Origin of the sequence: Haloparvum alkalitolerans (genome assembly GCF_050122995.1) — an archaeon.
Taxonomy (GTDB): domain Archaea; phylum Halobacteriota; class Halobacteria; order Halobacteriales; family Haloferacaceae; genus Haloparvum; species Haloparvum alkalitolerans.
In genome coordinates this window covers 102,761-116,098 of record NZ_JBNLIA010000001.1, presented here as the reverse complement: position 1 = coordinate 116,098, position 13,338 = coordinate 102,761, and the positions used below count along the sequence as shown (strand labels likewise).

The following is a 13,338-nucleotide window of genomic DNA, read 5'->3' as shown; positions in this document are numbered from 1 at the left end:
CGGGGATCAGCCGTACAGCAGCACGACCAGCGCCGCGGCGGCCGCGAGCGTGAGGATCATCACGCCGCGGCCGATCCCCGTCCTGATCTCCGCGTCGACGCCGACGCGGCGGGCGGCGGTTCGCGGGTGGGTCGCGGCCCACATCACCGCGCCGGCGACCCCCATCGTGACCCGGTCGACGACCGCCCACACCTCGGTGACGCCCCAGACCGCGCCGCGGCCGGCGTAGAACGCCGCCGGGAACAGCACCGCGTCCACGTCGCGCATGTAGTGCGAGAGCGTGCCCAGCGGTCCCTTCAGCGCGAAGAAGCCAACGAAGCCGGCCGTCAGCAGCCACGCCGACTCGGTCAGGTGGCTCGCGCTGTACGGCTTGAAGTAGACGTCCTCGCTCAAGATCAGCTCCGTGAACGGCATCAGCTCGATCAGCTGGTAGTAGAAGACGCCGAAGAAGAGGCAGGCGCCGGCCGCAAGCGCCATCCCCACGGTCTGGAACGCGGTCGCGTCCCGCGGACTGCTCGTCGCCTCGCCGTGGAAGAAGACGTAGTAGCCGAGCTTGATGAACGACATGAACGTCCCGACGCCGCCGAGGATGAGCAGCCACCAGAGCAGCCCCTCGCCGAACAGCAGCTCGACGTTGTGGACCTCGTGGGCGGAGTCGATCACCATCCCCTTCGAGATGAAGCCGTTGAAGCCGGGGACGGCCGTAATGGAGGCCGCGCCGGCGACGTACAACAGGAACGTCAGCGGCATCTCCCTCCAGAGCCCGCCCATCTCCCTGATGTCCTGCAGGCCGGTGCGGTAGACGACCGCGCCGACCGCCATGAACAGCAGGCTCTTGTAGAGCACGTTGTTGAACAGGTGGGCGAAGCCGCCCGTGACCGCGAACTCGCCGACGTACGTCGCCAGCCCGATGCCCGCGAGCATGTAGCCGACCTGGGCCTGAATGTGGTACGAGAGCAGCCGGCGGGGGTCGTACTGGAGCAGCGCGAAGAACGCGCCGTAGACGGCCATGATCCCGCCGAGGTACGCCAGCCACATCCCGCCCTCGGGGAACGCGCGGTACATCACGTACACCGCGGTCTTGGTCGTGAACACCGAGAGGAACACCGACGCCGCGACGTGCGGTCGCGGGTAGGTGTCCGGCAGCCACGTGTGCAGGAAGACGAACCCGCAGTTGATCCCGATGCCGAGCGCGGCCAGCGTCGTCGCGGCCGGGTGGATCCCGTCCGTCTCCGAGAACAGGAAGATGGCGTCGAGCGGTACGGTGCCGAGCATCGACGCGCCGTGGACGGCGACCGCGCCGAGCAGCAGCGTCCCGCCGATGCCGTGGACCAGCGCGTAACGGTAGCCGGCCCGGACCGCCTCGCCGCCGTAGTGCCAGACCAGCAGCGTCGAGGTGACGGCCATCAGCTCCCACCAGAAGATCAGGGTGAGCCAGTCGCCGGCGTAGATCGTCCCCACGGTGGAGCCGACGTACGCTAACGCGAGCCCGGTCGTCCACCGCGGCGCGTCGCTGCCGTAGGCGTACGCGACCGCCGCGGTCGCGAGGAAGCCGACGACGACGCCCATCAGCCGGGAGAAGTCGTCGACGTGGAGGAAGACGGCGTCGAAGCCGAGGAACGTCGTCGCGAGGTGGGCGCCGTCGCCGATCAGCAGCGCCTGCGCGAACACGAACGCCGTCGCCGACGCGCCCAGCAGGTGCCCGACGCCGCGCGGCAGCAGCACCACCAGCGCGGCCGCGACCGCCAGCACCGCGAACGGCGGAACCGCCTCGAACATCAGGGCATCACCCCCCGAGTCTCGACGATGAGCTCGATCAGCTCGAGGAAGCCCATCCGCGTCGGGATCACCCCGAGCAGCACCGCGAGCGTCATCGCGGTCAGGATCGGCGCGAGCATGAACCACGTCGACTCGCGGCCGAGGACCGCGTCGAGGCCCCGGATCCGGTCCCAGCCGCCGGCCGGCGGGCCGCCGTGGTGGCCGTGGTCGTCGTGGCCGTGGTCGTCGTGCGACGCGTCCGCGTCGTGGACTTCGCGCGTCTCGTCACCGGTTTTCTCACCGCTCGCTTCGTCCGCGGCCTCGACACCCACTCCGAACGGCACGTCCGTGTCGGAGGGCTTCTGATCGACCGCGTAGTTCCCGGTGTCGACGCGCTCGGCGGGCTCCGAGAAGTCCCGTTCGCTCGTGTCGAAGTCCGGGCGGACGACGCCGTCCTCGTCGACGTTCAGGTCGTCCGGGAGGTCCGCGTCGTCGGCGTCCGCGTCGGGGATGTCGGGCGCGTCGTCGGCCGCGGCCGTTTCTGTCTCTTCTCCCTCATCGCTCTCCTCCGGCTCGCGGCCGCCGTCCGTCACCGGGAGCGAGGATTTCCGCTCGCCGCCGAACGGGAAGTCGACCAGCGGCTTCGCGTCGTGGTCGTCCTCCGCCTCGAAGAAGGCGGTGTAGACGACCGGCCAGAAGTACGCGATGTTGAGCACGCCCGAGAGCAGCAGCGCGCCGACGAACCAGTAGGCGACGGGCGTCAGCGTCGCCCCCATCTGCACCCCGCCGATCAGCATGTAGTACTTGCTCACGAAGCCGGCCAGGAGCGGGATGCCGGCCATCCCCGCGGCCGCGACCGTGAACGCGGTCATCGTCAGCGGCATGCGCTTGCCGATGCCGGCCATCTCCGAGATGTAGTCCGTGTGCGTCTCGACGTGGAGACAGCCCGCACAGAAGAACAGGGTGAGCTTCATGAACGCGTGGGCGGGGATGTGGAGCAGCCCGCCGACGAGCCCGTGCCAGCCGAACAGCCCGAGCCCCAGCAGGATGTAGCTGAGCTGGCTCACCGTCGAGTAGGCGAGCCGCTGTTTGAGGTGGTCCTTCCGGAGCGCGATGAGGCTCGCGGCCGTCAGCGTGAACGCGGCCGCCGCCGAGAGCCACAGCCCCACCCCGAGGTCGAAGACCAGTTCGGGACCGAACACGTCCAGCACCAGCCGCGAGACGCCGAAGGCGCCGGACTTGACGACCGCGACCGCGTGGAGCAGCCCGGAGACGGGGGTCGGCGCCACCATCGCCTCGGGGAGCCACTGGTGGAGCGGCATCAGGCCGGCCTTCACGCCGAACCCGACCGCCAGCAGCACGAACGCGATCTTCGCCATGAGCGGGTCGGTGCTCGCGGCGGTCGCGAGCGCCTCGATCCCGCCCTCGCTGAAGGAGACGGTCGGCTCGCCGACGAGGCCGGTGAGCCAGTAGACCACGACGGTACCCGCGAGCACCAGCACGCCGCCGCCGAACATCGTGTACGCGAGGTACTTCCGCCCGGCCGAGCGCGCCTCGGGCGTCTCGTCGTGCGCGACCAGCGGGTACGTCGCGATCGACAGCAGCTCGTAGAAGACGAAGATGGTGACGAGGTTGCCGGCGAAGGCGATGCCCATCGTCGCCGATAACGACACCGCGAACGCGGCGAAGTACCGCGTCTGGTTCGTCTCGTCGTTGCCGCGCATGTAGCCGATGCTGTAGAAGGACGTAACGATCCACAGCCCCGACGCGAGGAACGCGAACAGCATCCCGAGCGCGTCGGCGCGCAGCGTGAACGTCACGTACGGCAGGAAGTCGCCGAGGTGGGAGACGTAGGTCGTCCCCGCCAGCACGCCCGGCAGCATGGAGGCGACGGCCGCGAACTTCGCGACCGCAGCGAGCACCGTCCACCCCTCGCGGAGGTTCGGACGGCGGTACGACGCGACGATGAACCCCGACGCGACGAACGACACCAGCACGGCCAGAAGCGGTCTGAGATCGACTATTTCGCTCATGCGAACACCCTCCCGAGGAACGGCTCGAACGCCTCGGCGGCCGCGAACCCGGCGAAGCCGAGCGCGACGACCCCGAGCGTCACGGCGACGAGCACCAGCAGGCTCGCCGGCGGCACCCGGTCGGGAACGCCGGGCGCGCGCGGCGCGTCGGAGAGCGGAGCGAGCGGGCGCTCGCGGCCGCCGTCCGCCGCGGTCGATGCGGTCTCCGGGCGATCGGCCCGGTCAGCCGGCCGGGGCTCCGGTTCGCCCGCGTCGCCGGCCCCCGCGAAGTAGAGCGCCTCGAGCAGGCGCGCGACGTACGCCAGCGTGAACAGCGTGCTCAGGAAGATGGCCCCGACGACGACGTAGCCCGCGGCGTCGGTGGGTCCGGCGACTGCGCCCGGCCCGCCGGCACCCTCGACCGCGCCGAGCGCGACGTACCACTTGCCGAGGAAGCCGACCGACGGCGGGATGCCGACGAGCGAGAGCCCGAGCACGGCGTACGCGCCGGCCGTGAACGGCGCGCGCTCCGCGAGGCTCGCGAGGTCGCTCACGGTCCGGGCGCCGTAGCCCAGCCCCAGCAGTCCAGCGGCGAGGAACAGCCCGAACTTCATCAGGCCGTGCCCGAGCAGGTGGACGATGGCGCCCAGAAGCGCCGTCTCGTTGGCCAGCGCGACCGCGGCGACGACGATGCCGAACTGGGCCACGGAGGAGTACGCGAGCATGCGCTTGAGGTCCGACTGCATCGCCGCCAGCGCCGACCCGGCGACGATGGAGACCGACGCGACCAGCAACAGCCCGGTCGTGATCGCCTCGTTGGCGGCGAGGAACTCCACCGTGAACACGGTGTAGGTGATCCGGATCAGCGCGTACGCCGCGGTCGTGGAGACGAGCGCCGCGACCAGCGCCGTCACCGCGTCCGGCGCGCGCTGGTAGGCGTCCGGCTGCCACGAGTGGACCGGGAACAGCGCGATCTTCAGCGCCAGCCCCGCGACGATGAAGGCGTAGCCCGCGCGGACCAGGGGGTCCGCGTAGCCCACCGAGGCGATGGCCCCCTGCAGGTCGATCATGTTGAGCGACCCCGTCGCCAGGAAGACGTAGCCGACGCCGATCAGGTACAGCGAGGCGCCGACCGTCCCCAGGAAGAGGTACTTCAGCGAGGCGTACGCGCTCGCGGCCGAGCGGTCGGCGGCGATCAGTCCGTAGGTCGTCAGCCCGACGATCTCGAGGAAGACGAACATGTTGAACAGGTCGCCGGTGAGCGAGAGCCCGAGCAGCCCGCCGGTCAAAAGCAGGTAGCCGGCGTAGAAGGGGTTGCCGCGCGGGCCGGCCACGCGCGCGAAGACGAGCGTCAGAACCGCGACGAGCGCGACGAGCACCGCGACCGCCGCCGACAGCTCGTCCGCGACCAGTTCGATGCCGTACGGGCGCTGCCAGCCGCCGAGCGCGTGGACGAGCCGGTCGCCGGCGAACACCTCGCGGGCGACCGCCAGCGCCATCCCCAGCACCGAGAGCGTCGTGACCGCCGCGATCGGCCAGCCCGCGTCCTCGCGGACCAGTCCGACCAGCAGCGGGAGCGTGGCCGCGATTATCGGCACCGCGACCAGCAGCGGGAGGAGGACGTCGCTCACGCGGTCTCACCTCCCTCGGATCCCCCGGCGGCGTCCGTGCCGCTGGTCCCCGTTGACGGGGTCGACGCCTGGTCGTCCGTATCCGCGGCCGCGTCTGCGCCGCGCAGCCGCTCCGTCTCGCCGGTGGGGAGCGTCCCCTCCTCGCGCATCACGTCGCGGAGGGCGTTCACGTTGAGCGTGCCGTACTCGTCGTAGATCCGGATACACAGCGCCAGCGCGACCGCGGTCAGGCTGACGCCGACGACGATGGCGGTCAGCACGATGACGTGCGGGAGCGGGCTGACGTACAGCCCCTCGGCCGCCTCGCCGGACGACAGGATCGGGATCGCGCCGCCGTCGACGTACGCCGAGGCGATGTAGAACAGGAAGATCGCGGTCTGGAACAGGTTCAGGCCGATGATCTTCTTCACGAGGTGTTCGTTGGCGATCATCATGTAGATCCCGGTACACAGCAGCGCGACGAACGCCGCGTACGCGGTCCGCGTCGCGAGAACGTCGATCAGTAGTGGGTGGGTACTCATTCGGATACCTCCGTCTCGTCGCCGTCGAACCCCGCCGCCAGCAGGAAGAACAGCCCGATCAGCACGCTGGCGACGATGGGCGCGATGCCGAGGATCTCGACCCCCTCCATCCCGTACTTCATCGGCTCGGGGATGGGGAGGAACGAGTAGTCGAGGAACGTGCCGCCGCCCGCGAGACCGACAAGCCCGATGCCCGCGAACACGAGCACGCCGCCGACCGCGAGGCCGACGAGGACCGAGTTCGAGAGCCACTCCCGGGTGGAGTCGATACCGAAGGCGAAGGCGATCATCAGCACGACCGCGGCCACGATGGCGCCGCCCTGGAAGCCGCCGCCGGGCGAGCCGCCGCCGTGGAACGTGATGAACAGCCCGTAAGTGAACACGAACGGGGCGACCGCCTTCACCGTGGTCATGATCACCTGGCTCTCGGTGTAGGGGGTCCCCTGCCGCTCGACTGCGGAGAGGTGCGGGCGCTCCTCGTGGCCCGAGTACTCGGTGCCGAAGCCGCGGTATCCGGTCGAACGCTCGGCTCTGTCCGGTTCGTCCGCCGCGTTCGAATCGTTTTCCGCGGCCGCGTCGTCGTCCGCGGCCGGGTCGTCTCGGCTCACGCGAACACCTCCCGTCGGAGGACCAACATCGTGACGATGCCCGCCGCGAACACGACGACCGCCTCGCCGAAGGTGTCGAACCCGCGGTAGGAGGCCAGCACCGACATCACGGCGTTCTCCACGCCGGTCTCGGCGTAGGCGTTCGCGAGGTAGTACTGGGTCACGTCCGGGTTCGACCAGACCGGCGAGTCCGTGTCGCCGACCGCTGGGAACTCCGCGAGGGTGCTCGCCATCGCGGCGCCCAGCAGGCCGACCGCCCCGACCGCGGGCCAGTGGACCGACTCGAACGCCTCCTCGTGGTCGATCCGGCTCGTCTTGGCGATGGTCAGCAGGAGCAGGACGGTCGTGACGCCCGCGGAGATGGCCGCCTCGGTCATCGCCACGTCCGGCGCGCGGTAGAACGTGTACAGCGCCGCCATCCCGAGGCTGTACGCCCCGAAGACGATGATCGACGAGAGCACGTCCCGGGCCAGCGCGGTCACGACGGCGGTGAGGATCACGAAGGCGAAAAGCGAGACCTCGACCGGCGAGACCGCGAGCGGGACCGGCGCGGCCGAAAGCAGCGCGCTCATCGGCGCTCGTCCCCCTCGGTCCACGGCACGTTTCCGTCCTCGAAGGCGGCCCGCGCGATGGCGTGCGCCGCGGTCGGGTTCGTCACGAAGATGAAGAACAGCAGGAGGACGGACTTGAAGCCCGACCCCGCCCAGCCGACCGTCAGCGCGACGGCGGCGAGCGTGAACCCCGCGCCGAGCGTGTCCGCCTGCGAGGCGGTGTGGGCCCGCGCGTACACGTCGGGCAGCCGGATCACGCCCGTCATGGAGACGAACGTGAAAAAGAGGCCGAGCAGGACGCAGACCACGATGGCCCCGACCCGCAGCGCGACGAGCGGGTCCATCAGAGCACCCCCCCGCGCTCGACGGTGAACTTCGAGATGGCGATGGCCATCAGGAAGTTCAACAGCGCGTAGACGATGGCGATGTCGAGGAACGTCGGTTCGCCCAGCCCCGCGCCGAGCAGCGCGAGGATGACGACCGTGTTGGTGCCGAGGACGTTCACCGCGAGCACGCGGTCCTGCATCGTCGGCCCCTTGACCGCCCGGTAGGTCATCCCGAGCGCGAGCACGACGAATCCGGCCGCGGCGTACAACAGGAAGTCCCCGACCGTGAGCCCGCCGGCGACGACGGTGTCGGCGACGGTCATTCGTCGGTCACCTCGCTTTTGCGCTCCGCCGCGGCCGAGTCCTCGACCCGCTTCCCGCCGTCGGTCTCGGCGAACGGGAGGTCGGCGGTCGCGTCCGGCCCCTGCAGCACGTCGCAGTCGCCGCGCTCCTCCGGCGTCGGCAGTCTGGCCGCCTCGCGACCGTAGAAGATCAGCCGCGTCCAGCGCTCCAGGCTCCCCTCGAAGAGGCCCTCTCGGGCCCACGGGATCAGGGTGTGGACGATCAGGTCCTCGTCGCTGGCGCGGACGGTGAGCGTCCCCGGCGTCAGGGTGATGGAGTTCGCCAGCGTCGTGAGCGGGAGCCCCGAACCGACCAGCACGCGCATCCGGGTCGTCGTCGGCTCGATGGGCAGCGACGGCGAGAGGATGACGCGCGCGACCACCACGTTCGATTTGAGGATCTCCCACAGCAACACCGGGACGTACACCGCACCGCGGACGAGCCGCTTCGGCGTCTCCGCGGTCGGGTCGTGGTCCAGCGTCACCTGCGAGAGCGTGATCGCGACGACGGCGGCGCTCGCGACGCCGGTCACGACGTCGAAGGGATAGGTCGGATCGCCCAACACGAGATAAAACAGCAGGGAGACGACGAAGACGGCCCCGAACCGCAGCCCGGTCAACTCGGAGACGAGCCGCTCGCGCCGGGAGGGGCGGTCGACGGGCGCCTCGCGGACCACCAGGCCGGTCGAGGAGAGCTCGAACTCCATGGGCTGGAGGAGCGCCGTGTTGCCGACCGGCGTGTACTCGGGGTCCAGAAGCACCGTCCCGAGCCCGTTCGCGTCCGCGTAGTCGTGGAGGCGCGCCGCGTACTGGCCAGGGCCGAACAGGTAGGCGTCGGTCCCCAGCGTCGCGGTCTCGACGCGCACGTCGAGCGCGTCGGCGTCCTCGAGGTCGTACTCCGCCCAGACCGCGACCTGTTCGAGCAGGTCCGTCGCGTCCTGCCGCAGCTGTTCGACGTGGGGGTCGTCGTCGCGCCAGGCGGCGAGGTAGACGAAGTGGAGCGCGTCGGCGTCCGCCTCGGCCGCCTCCGCGGCGGCGTAGCCCACGGTGGCCCGCAGCGTCGCCGTCTCCTCGACCGGGACGACGATGCCGTCACCCACCGGGGTCACCCCCGCCGTCGCTGCGTGAGACTGTTCGGGTCGACATTCGTGGTTCTCACCGAAGCCGTCGGTCGGACCACCCAAAACAGTTCTTATCCTCGTGGCGTCTGCCGGAGTTCGCGGCCCGGTCCCGGCGTCCTCCGCGTCGCCGAGGGCTACGCGTCCGGCGCCAGCACGGTCGCGAGCCGGTCGGCCACGCGTCCGCCGACCGCGTGTTTGGGGCCGACGACCTCCTCCGGATCGGTCCCCTCGGCGCCGACCAGCAGGACGCGGGACTCGTCTTCGCCCATCACGCTCGCGTCGTTGGCGACGACGAACGCCAGGCCGACGCGGTCGCGGATCCGTTCCGCCTCCGCGACCATCGCCGCGTCGTCGCCGGAGGTCTCGGCCTTGAACCCGACGATCGGGAGGTCGGGATGGGCCTCCCGCACGGTGTCTATCAGCTTCGGCGTCGGCTCCAGGTCCAGCGAGAGCGGCGACCCGGACCGGATCTTCTCGCCGACCGCGTCGGCGGTGAAATCGGAGATGGCGGCCGCCGAGACCAGCGCGTCGGCCGTGTCGGCGGCCGCGGTCGCCGCCTCGATCATCTCGTCCGCGGTCTCGACCTCGATTACGTCCGCGTATCCCACGTCGGGGCCGTCCTGCACGAGCGTCACGTCCGCGCCGCGGACGTAGCAGGCCCGGGCCACCTCGCGGCCGGTCTTACCGGACGCGCGGTTCGTGAGGACCCTGATGGGGTCGATGCGCTCGCTCGTCGCGCCGGCGGTGACGACGACCCGTTTGCCCGCCAGCACGTCGGGCGTGACCGCGCGGGCGACCTCCGTGAGCACCGTCTCCTCGGCGGCGATCTTCGCCTTCCCCTCCTCGATCCGCGGATCGGCGAACGTCACCCCCCACGCCGCGAGCCGGTCGAGCGCCTCCGCCACGCCGGGGTGGTCGTACATCGGTTCGTGCATCGCGGGCGCCATCACCACCGGTACGTCCGCGCCGAGCGCGGTCGTCGCGCAGGTGGTGACGGGCGTGTCGTCGACCGCGGCCGCGACTTTCCCGGCGGTGTTGGCGGTCGCGGGCGCGAGCAGGAGCACGTCCGCCCAGCCGTCGCGGCCGCACAGCTCGACGTGCTCGACCGCGCCGGTGATCTCGGTGACGACCGGCGCGTCGGTCGCGAATTGGACCGCCCACGGGCCGACGATGTCCGTCGCGGCCGGGGTCATCACCGCGCGCACCGCGGCGCCGTGCCGGCGCAACTCGTGTGCGAGCTCGACCACCTTCACCGCCGCGATGCTGCCCGAGACGCCCAGCGCGACGTTGACCCCCTGAAGCATTGCCCGCCGGTTCGGGCGGGGGTCGTAAATAGCCTCACGAAGCGGGGCGCTCGCGTCGCCCCTCGGCAGCGCCGGCGCTCAGTCGTTCTCGGGCAGCCGCCCCGACTCGTCGTCGACGAGGCTCGGGTGCGTCCGCTGGCGCGAGTCGTGGGGCTCCGCGAAGTACTCCCGCATCGCCGCCATCGACTCCCGCTCGCGCGCGCGCCGCTCCGTCTCGGAGATCTCCTCACACCCCGGCGGCACGTCGCGGCCGCGGTCGGTGAAGTAGCCCTCCGGCGTCACCCAGTCGTGGTAGAAGGGGACCTCGGTGTCGTGGATCAGCGTGATCGCCGTGCGCGCGCCGTCGCCCGCGGCGACGACCGCCTGGTGGTACCGCTCCGCGAGCCGACCCGCGGCGTAGAGCCCCTCGACGGTGGTCCGTCCGTCGCCGTCGTCCTCGAGGTAGGTCTTCGAGCCGGCGTCGCGGGTGTCCGCCTCCAGCGGGTCGAGGTAGCTCGCGTCCGACCACGAGGCGGCGACGACGCGCTCGGCCGCGAGCGCGTACCGCTCCGGGGTGGCGTCGCTCGCGTCGCCCGCGCCGTCCGCGTCGCCCCCGTCCGACCCGCGCTCGACCGTCGCGACGAACCGCGCGTCCGACCCCGCGTCGATCCCGGCGTCGGCCGCCCGGCGCAGTCGCACGACGCGGCCGTCGCGCAGGTCCGCGCCGTTCCTGGTCGCCCCGGAGCGCTGCATGTCGAGGAACAGCCGCGGGTTGACGCCGGCCGGGAAGCCCGGCAGGTTCTCCACGTGGGCGTTGCGGGCGAGGATCGGCTCGCCGGCGTTCACGACGACGGTGTCCAGGCTGGCGCGGGCGGTGAACGTCGCGGCCGAGAGCCCGGCGACGCCGCCGCCGACCACGAGCACCTCGTAGGTGCCCTCAAGCGTCGGGAGTTCGCTCATGCGGGGGCCTCGCGGACGCGGGGATTTAGCAGGGTCGATCCGGCGCGAGAACCGGCTCCGAAGAGACCGATCGCGTCCGTCGCCGCAAAAACGCCTCCTCAGGCGCCCAGAACCGTGTAATTACCGGACCGACTGAGGCAAAAAGCCTATAATCACCACAAGGCTACTCGGAGACAGAGATGGTAGGTACGATTCCCCTGATCGGCCCGATCCCCGGTGGACCGGAGCTGCTCATCATTCTGCTCGTGCTGGTGCTCCTGTTCGGCGCCAACAAGATCCCCAAGCTCGCCCGCTCGACGGGGCAGGCGATGGGCGAGTTCAAGAAGGGCCGCGAGGAAGTCGAGGAGGAGCTACAGGAGATGCAGGGCGACGACCTCGAGGAGGGTGCTGACTCCGACGCGGGCGCCGTGTCCGGCGCGGACGAGGCCGACGAGGAGACCGAGGAAGCGACCGAGAAGAACGAGTAACCCGCCGATTTTCGGGCCGTTTTCGGACCGCTTTCGGACCGCTTTCGGACCGACCACGCCGAGAGCCGTGGGCGCGTGGCCTAGTGGACAGGGCGAGAGGTTCCTAACCTCTAGACCGCGGGTTCGAATCCCGCCGCGCCCGTCCGCCGACCGCGAGCGCGTCGGCGCCTCGACGGCCGGGGAGCGTCACTTCACTTCGGGGAGCCGCCGACGCATCCGGTCGAGTTCCCCCTGGTTCACGCCGAACTCGGAGTCGATCGTCACCTCCGCCGCGACGCCGGAGTCCGGGTTGCGCGCGGAGACGTCGAGGATCCCGTTTTCGTCCAGCTCGAAGGTGACCTCGACCTTCTGTTGGCCCGCCGGAGCCGGCGGGATCCCCCGCAGCGAGAAGGAGTCGAGGAGCTCGTTCTCCGTGGCGACCTGGCTCTCGCCCTGATACACCTCGACGGTGACGACCTCCTGGTTGTCCTCGACGGTGTAGTACTCGTTCGTCACCGTCGCCGGGATCGAGGTGTTCTTCGGGATGAGCCGACTGAGCTGGTTCTCGCGGCCGTCCAGTTGCGCGCGCACGCCGAGCGTCTTCGGCGTGACGTCCAGCAGGACCACGTCGTCGACGCCGTCGGCCTCGTCCGCCGGGACCAGCTCGCCCGGGTCGCCGCTCGGGAGCGCCGACTGCGAGAGGATGCCGGCCTGCGTCGCGGCGCCGAGCGCGACCGCCACGTCCGTGTCGATCCGCTTCGAGGGAGTGTGGCCGAGCGCGTCCTCGACCGCCGCCGCGATGTGGGGGTTTCGCGTCGATCCCCCGACGAGCAGCACGTCGTCCACGTCGTCGACGGTCGCGTCGGTCCGGTCGAACAGCTCGTAGCAGATGTCGATCGTCGCGTCGGTGAGGTGTGCCGTGGCGTCGACGAAGGTGTCGCGGTCGATCCGCATCTCCAAGTCGTAGGCCCCGTCGGCCGTCTCGAAGAGGAACGGGAGCGACACGGTCGCGGTCCGGGCGGCGGAGAGGTCGTGTTTCGCCTCCTTGGCCGCCTGCCAGATGCGCTCCATGGCCTCCGGGTCCTCCGGAACGACGCCGGTGTCCCGCTCGACGCGGTCGAGGATCACGTCGACGAGGCAGCCGTCCCAGTCGTCCCCGCCGAGCTGGGTGTCGCCGTGCGTCGCGACGACCTCGATCACGCCGTCGGAGATGGAGACGAGCGAGACGTCGAAGGTCCCGCCCCCCAGGTCGTACACGAGAACCTCCGCGTCCCGCGAACTGTCCAGCCCGTAGGCGAGGCACGCCGCCGTGGGCTCGTTGATGATGCGCTTCACGTCCAGCCCGGCGATCGTCCCGGCCCGTTTCGTCGCCTCCCGCTGTCGGTTCCCGAAGTACGCCGGCACGGTGATGACGGCGCTGTCGATCCGGTGGCCCAGCTTCTCCTCCGCGTCCTCCTTCAGTTTCGTCAGGATGAGCGCCGAGATCTCCTCGGGGGAGAGGGAGTCGCCGCTCGGCGTCCGGTGTTCGTACTCGCGGTTCCCCATCTCGCCTTTGATCGAGTAGATCGTGTGGTCCGGGTTCCGGACCGCCTGGTTGTCCGCCTCGCGGCCGACGAGAACGTCCTCGCCGTCGAACGCGACCACCGACGGGGTTTTTCTGTCTCCGGCGGCGTTCTCGACGACCTCCGGTGACCCTCCGACCGGCGCGGCGAGCACGCTGTTCGTCGTTCCCAGGTCGATACCGACGGTGATGCCACGATCCATGTGGCGATGTGTTCGC

The 13,338-nt window shown here is 70.6% G+C and carries 13 protein-coding genes and 1 tRNA gene; 2 read left to right on the top strand and 12 right to left on the bottom strand.

Features of this window, described 5'->3' with window-relative positions; translation table 11 throughout:
- Window positions 1-6: 6 nt before the first annotated feature.
- The 11 genes from ACQE3L_RS00520 to ACQE3L_RS00470 all read right to left on the bottom strand — a co-directional run bounded on the left by ACQE3L_RS00520 (window position 7) and on the right by ACQE3L_RS00470 (window position 11,112).
- Window positions 7-1,779, bottom strand: coding sequence for a Na(+)/H(+) antiporter subunit D (locus tag ACQE3L_RS00520; protein WP_426961855.1), 1,773 nt, complete (start codon window positions 1,777-1,779; stop codon window positions 7-9).
- Window positions 1,779-3,791 (bottom strand): cation:proton antiporter, encoded by a 2,013-nt coding sequence (locus ACQE3L_RS00515; protein WP_426961854.1) that lies wholly within the window; start codon window positions 3,789-3,791, stop codon window positions 1,779-1,781. The genes ACQE3L_RS00520 and ACQE3L_RS00515 overlap by 1 nt, the downstream gene beginning before the upstream one ends.
- Window positions 3,788-5,401, bottom strand: a complete 1,614-nt coding sequence (locus tag ACQE3L_RS00510; RefSeq protein WP_426961853.1) for a proton-conducting transporter transmembrane domain-containing protein — start codon at window positions 5,399-5,401, stop codon at window positions 3,788-3,790. Before ACQE3L_RS00510 ends, ACQE3L_RS00515 begins: the two co-directional genes overlap by 4 nt.
- Window positions 5,398-5,922: a cation:proton antiporter subunit C gene (locus tag ACQE3L_RS00505; protein ID WP_426961852.1), complete on the bottom strand. Its 525-nt coding sequence runs from the start codon at window positions 5,920-5,922 to the stop codon at window positions 5,398-5,400. Before ACQE3L_RS00505 ends, ACQE3L_RS00510 begins: the two co-directional genes overlap by 4 nt.
- Window positions 5,919-6,530: an MnhB domain-containing protein gene (locus ACQE3L_RS00500; RefSeq protein ID WP_426961851.1), complete on the bottom strand. Its 612-nt coding sequence runs from the start codon at window positions 6,528-6,530 to the stop codon at window positions 5,919-5,921. The genes ACQE3L_RS00505 and ACQE3L_RS00500 overlap by 4 nt, the downstream gene beginning before the upstream one ends.
- Window positions 6,527-7,102: a DUF4040 domain-containing protein gene (locus ACQE3L_RS00495; RefSeq protein ID WP_426961850.1), complete on the bottom strand. Its 576-nt coding sequence runs from the start codon at window positions 7,100-7,102 to the stop codon at window positions 6,527-6,529. Before ACQE3L_RS00495 ends, ACQE3L_RS00500 begins: the two co-directional genes overlap by 4 nt.
- The gene (gene mnhG, locus ACQE3L_RS00490) at window positions 7,099-7,425 is read right to left on the bottom strand and encodes a monovalent cation/H(+) antiporter subunit G (RefSeq protein WP_426961849.1); all 327 of its coding nucleotides are present in this window, start codon (window positions 7,423-7,425) and stop codon (window positions 7,099-7,101) included. Before mnhG ends, ACQE3L_RS00495 begins: the two co-directional genes overlap by 4 nt.
- Window positions 7,425-7,730 (bottom strand): cation:proton antiporter, encoded by a 306-nt coding sequence (locus ACQE3L_RS00485; protein WP_426961848.1) that lies wholly within the window; start codon window positions 7,728-7,730, stop codon window positions 7,425-7,427. The genes mnhG and ACQE3L_RS00485 overlap by 1 nt, the downstream gene beginning before the upstream one ends.
- Window positions 7,727-8,848 carry a monovalent cation/H+ antiporter subunit E gene (locus ACQE3L_RS00480; protein ID WP_426961847.1) on the bottom strand — a complete coding sequence of 374 codons (1,122 nt, stop codon included), beginning with the start codon at window positions 8,846-8,848 and terminating at the stop codon, window positions 7,727-7,729. The genes ACQE3L_RS00485 and ACQE3L_RS00480 overlap by 4 nt, the downstream gene beginning before the upstream one ends.
- A 155-nt stretch (window positions 8,849-9,003) precedes the next feature.
- On the bottom strand, window positions 9,004-10,173 hold the full coding sequence (gene coaBC, locus ACQE3L_RS00475) for a bifunctional phosphopantothenoylcysteine decarboxylase/phosphopantothenate--cysteine ligase CoaBC (RefSeq protein WP_426961846.1): 1,170 nt from the start codon (window positions 10,171-10,173) through the stop codon (window positions 9,004-9,006).
- 78 nt (window positions 10,174-10,251) lie between these two features.
- Window positions 10,252-11,112 (bottom strand): FAD-binding protein, encoded by an 861-nt coding sequence (locus ACQE3L_RS00470; RefSeq protein ID WP_426961845.1) that lies wholly within the window; start codon window positions 11,110-11,112, stop codon window positions 10,252-10,254.
- 179 nt (window positions 11,113-11,291) lie between these two features.
- Here ACQE3L_RS00470 and ACQE3L_RS00465 point away from each other — a divergent pair, with 179 nt between their 5' ends.
- Together ACQE3L_RS00465 and ACQE3L_RS00460 are read left to right on the top strand one after the other, a co-directional pair.
- Complete coding sequence (locus ACQE3L_RS00465) at window positions 11,292-11,579, top strand: Sec-independent protein translocase subunit TatA/TatB (RefSeq protein WP_426961844.1); 288 nt, start codon at window positions 11,292-11,294, stop codon at window positions 11,577-11,579.
- A 69-nt stretch (window positions 11,580-11,648) separates the two neighbouring features.
- Window positions 11,649-11,721 (top strand) — tRNA-Arg (locus ACQE3L_RS00460).
- A 44-nt stretch (window positions 11,722-11,765) separates the two neighbouring features.
- Here ACQE3L_RS00460 and ACQE3L_RS00455 read toward each other — a convergent pair.
- The gene (locus tag ACQE3L_RS00455) at window positions 11,766-13,322 is read right to left on the bottom strand and encodes an Hsp70 family protein (RefSeq protein ID WP_426961843.1); all 1,557 of its coding nucleotides are present in this window, start codon (window positions 13,320-13,322) and stop codon (window positions 11,766-11,768) included.
- Between the last annotated feature and the right edge of the window lie 16 nt (window positions 13,323-13,338).

What these genes read in the sequence shown, in the direction of transcription:
- ACQE3L_RS00520 (WP_426961855.1), bottom strand. Translation starts at nt 1,779, where the DNA reads ATGTTCGAGGCGGTTCCGCCGTTCGCGGTGCTGGCGGTCGCGGCCGCG.
- ACQE3L_RS00515 (WP_426961854.1), bottom strand. Translation starts at nt 3,791, where the DNA reads ATGAGCGAAATAGTCGATCTCAGACCGCTTCTGGCCGTGCTGGTGTCG.
- ACQE3L_RS00505 (WP_426961852.1), bottom strand. Translation starts at nt 5,922, where the DNA reads ATGAGTACCCACCCACTACTGATCGACGTTCTCGCGACGCGGACCGCG.
- ACQE3L_RS00495 (WP_426961850.1), bottom strand. Translation starts at nt 7,102, where the DNA reads ATGAGCGCGCTGCTTTCGGCCGCGCCGGTCCCGCTCGCGGTCTCGCCG.
- mnhG (WP_426961849.1), bottom strand. Translation starts at nt 7,425, where the DNA reads ATGGACCCGCTCGTCGCGCTGCGGGTCGGGGCCATCGTGGTCTGCGTC.
- ACQE3L_RS00485 (WP_426961848.1), bottom strand. Translation starts at nt 7,730, where the DNA reads ATGACCGTCGCCGACACCGTCGTCGCCGGCGGGCTCACGGTCGGGGAC.
- coaBC (WP_426961846.1), bottom strand. Translation starts at nt 10,173, where the DNA reads ATGCTTCAGGGGGTCAACGTCGCGCTGGGCGTCTCGGGCAGCATCGCG.
- ACQE3L_RS00470 (WP_426961845.1), bottom strand. Translation starts at nt 11,112, where the DNA reads ATGAGCGAACTCCCGACGCTTGAGGGCACCTACGAGGTGCTCGTGGTC.
- ACQE3L_RS00465 (WP_426961844.1), top strand. Translation starts at nt 11,292, where the DNA reads ATGGTAGGTACGATTCCCCTGATCGGCCCGATCCCCGGTGGACCGGAG.
- ACQE3L_RS00455 (WP_426961843.1), bottom strand. Translation starts at nt 13,322, where the DNA reads ATGGATCGTGGCATCACCGTCGGTATCGACCTGGGAACGACGAACAGC.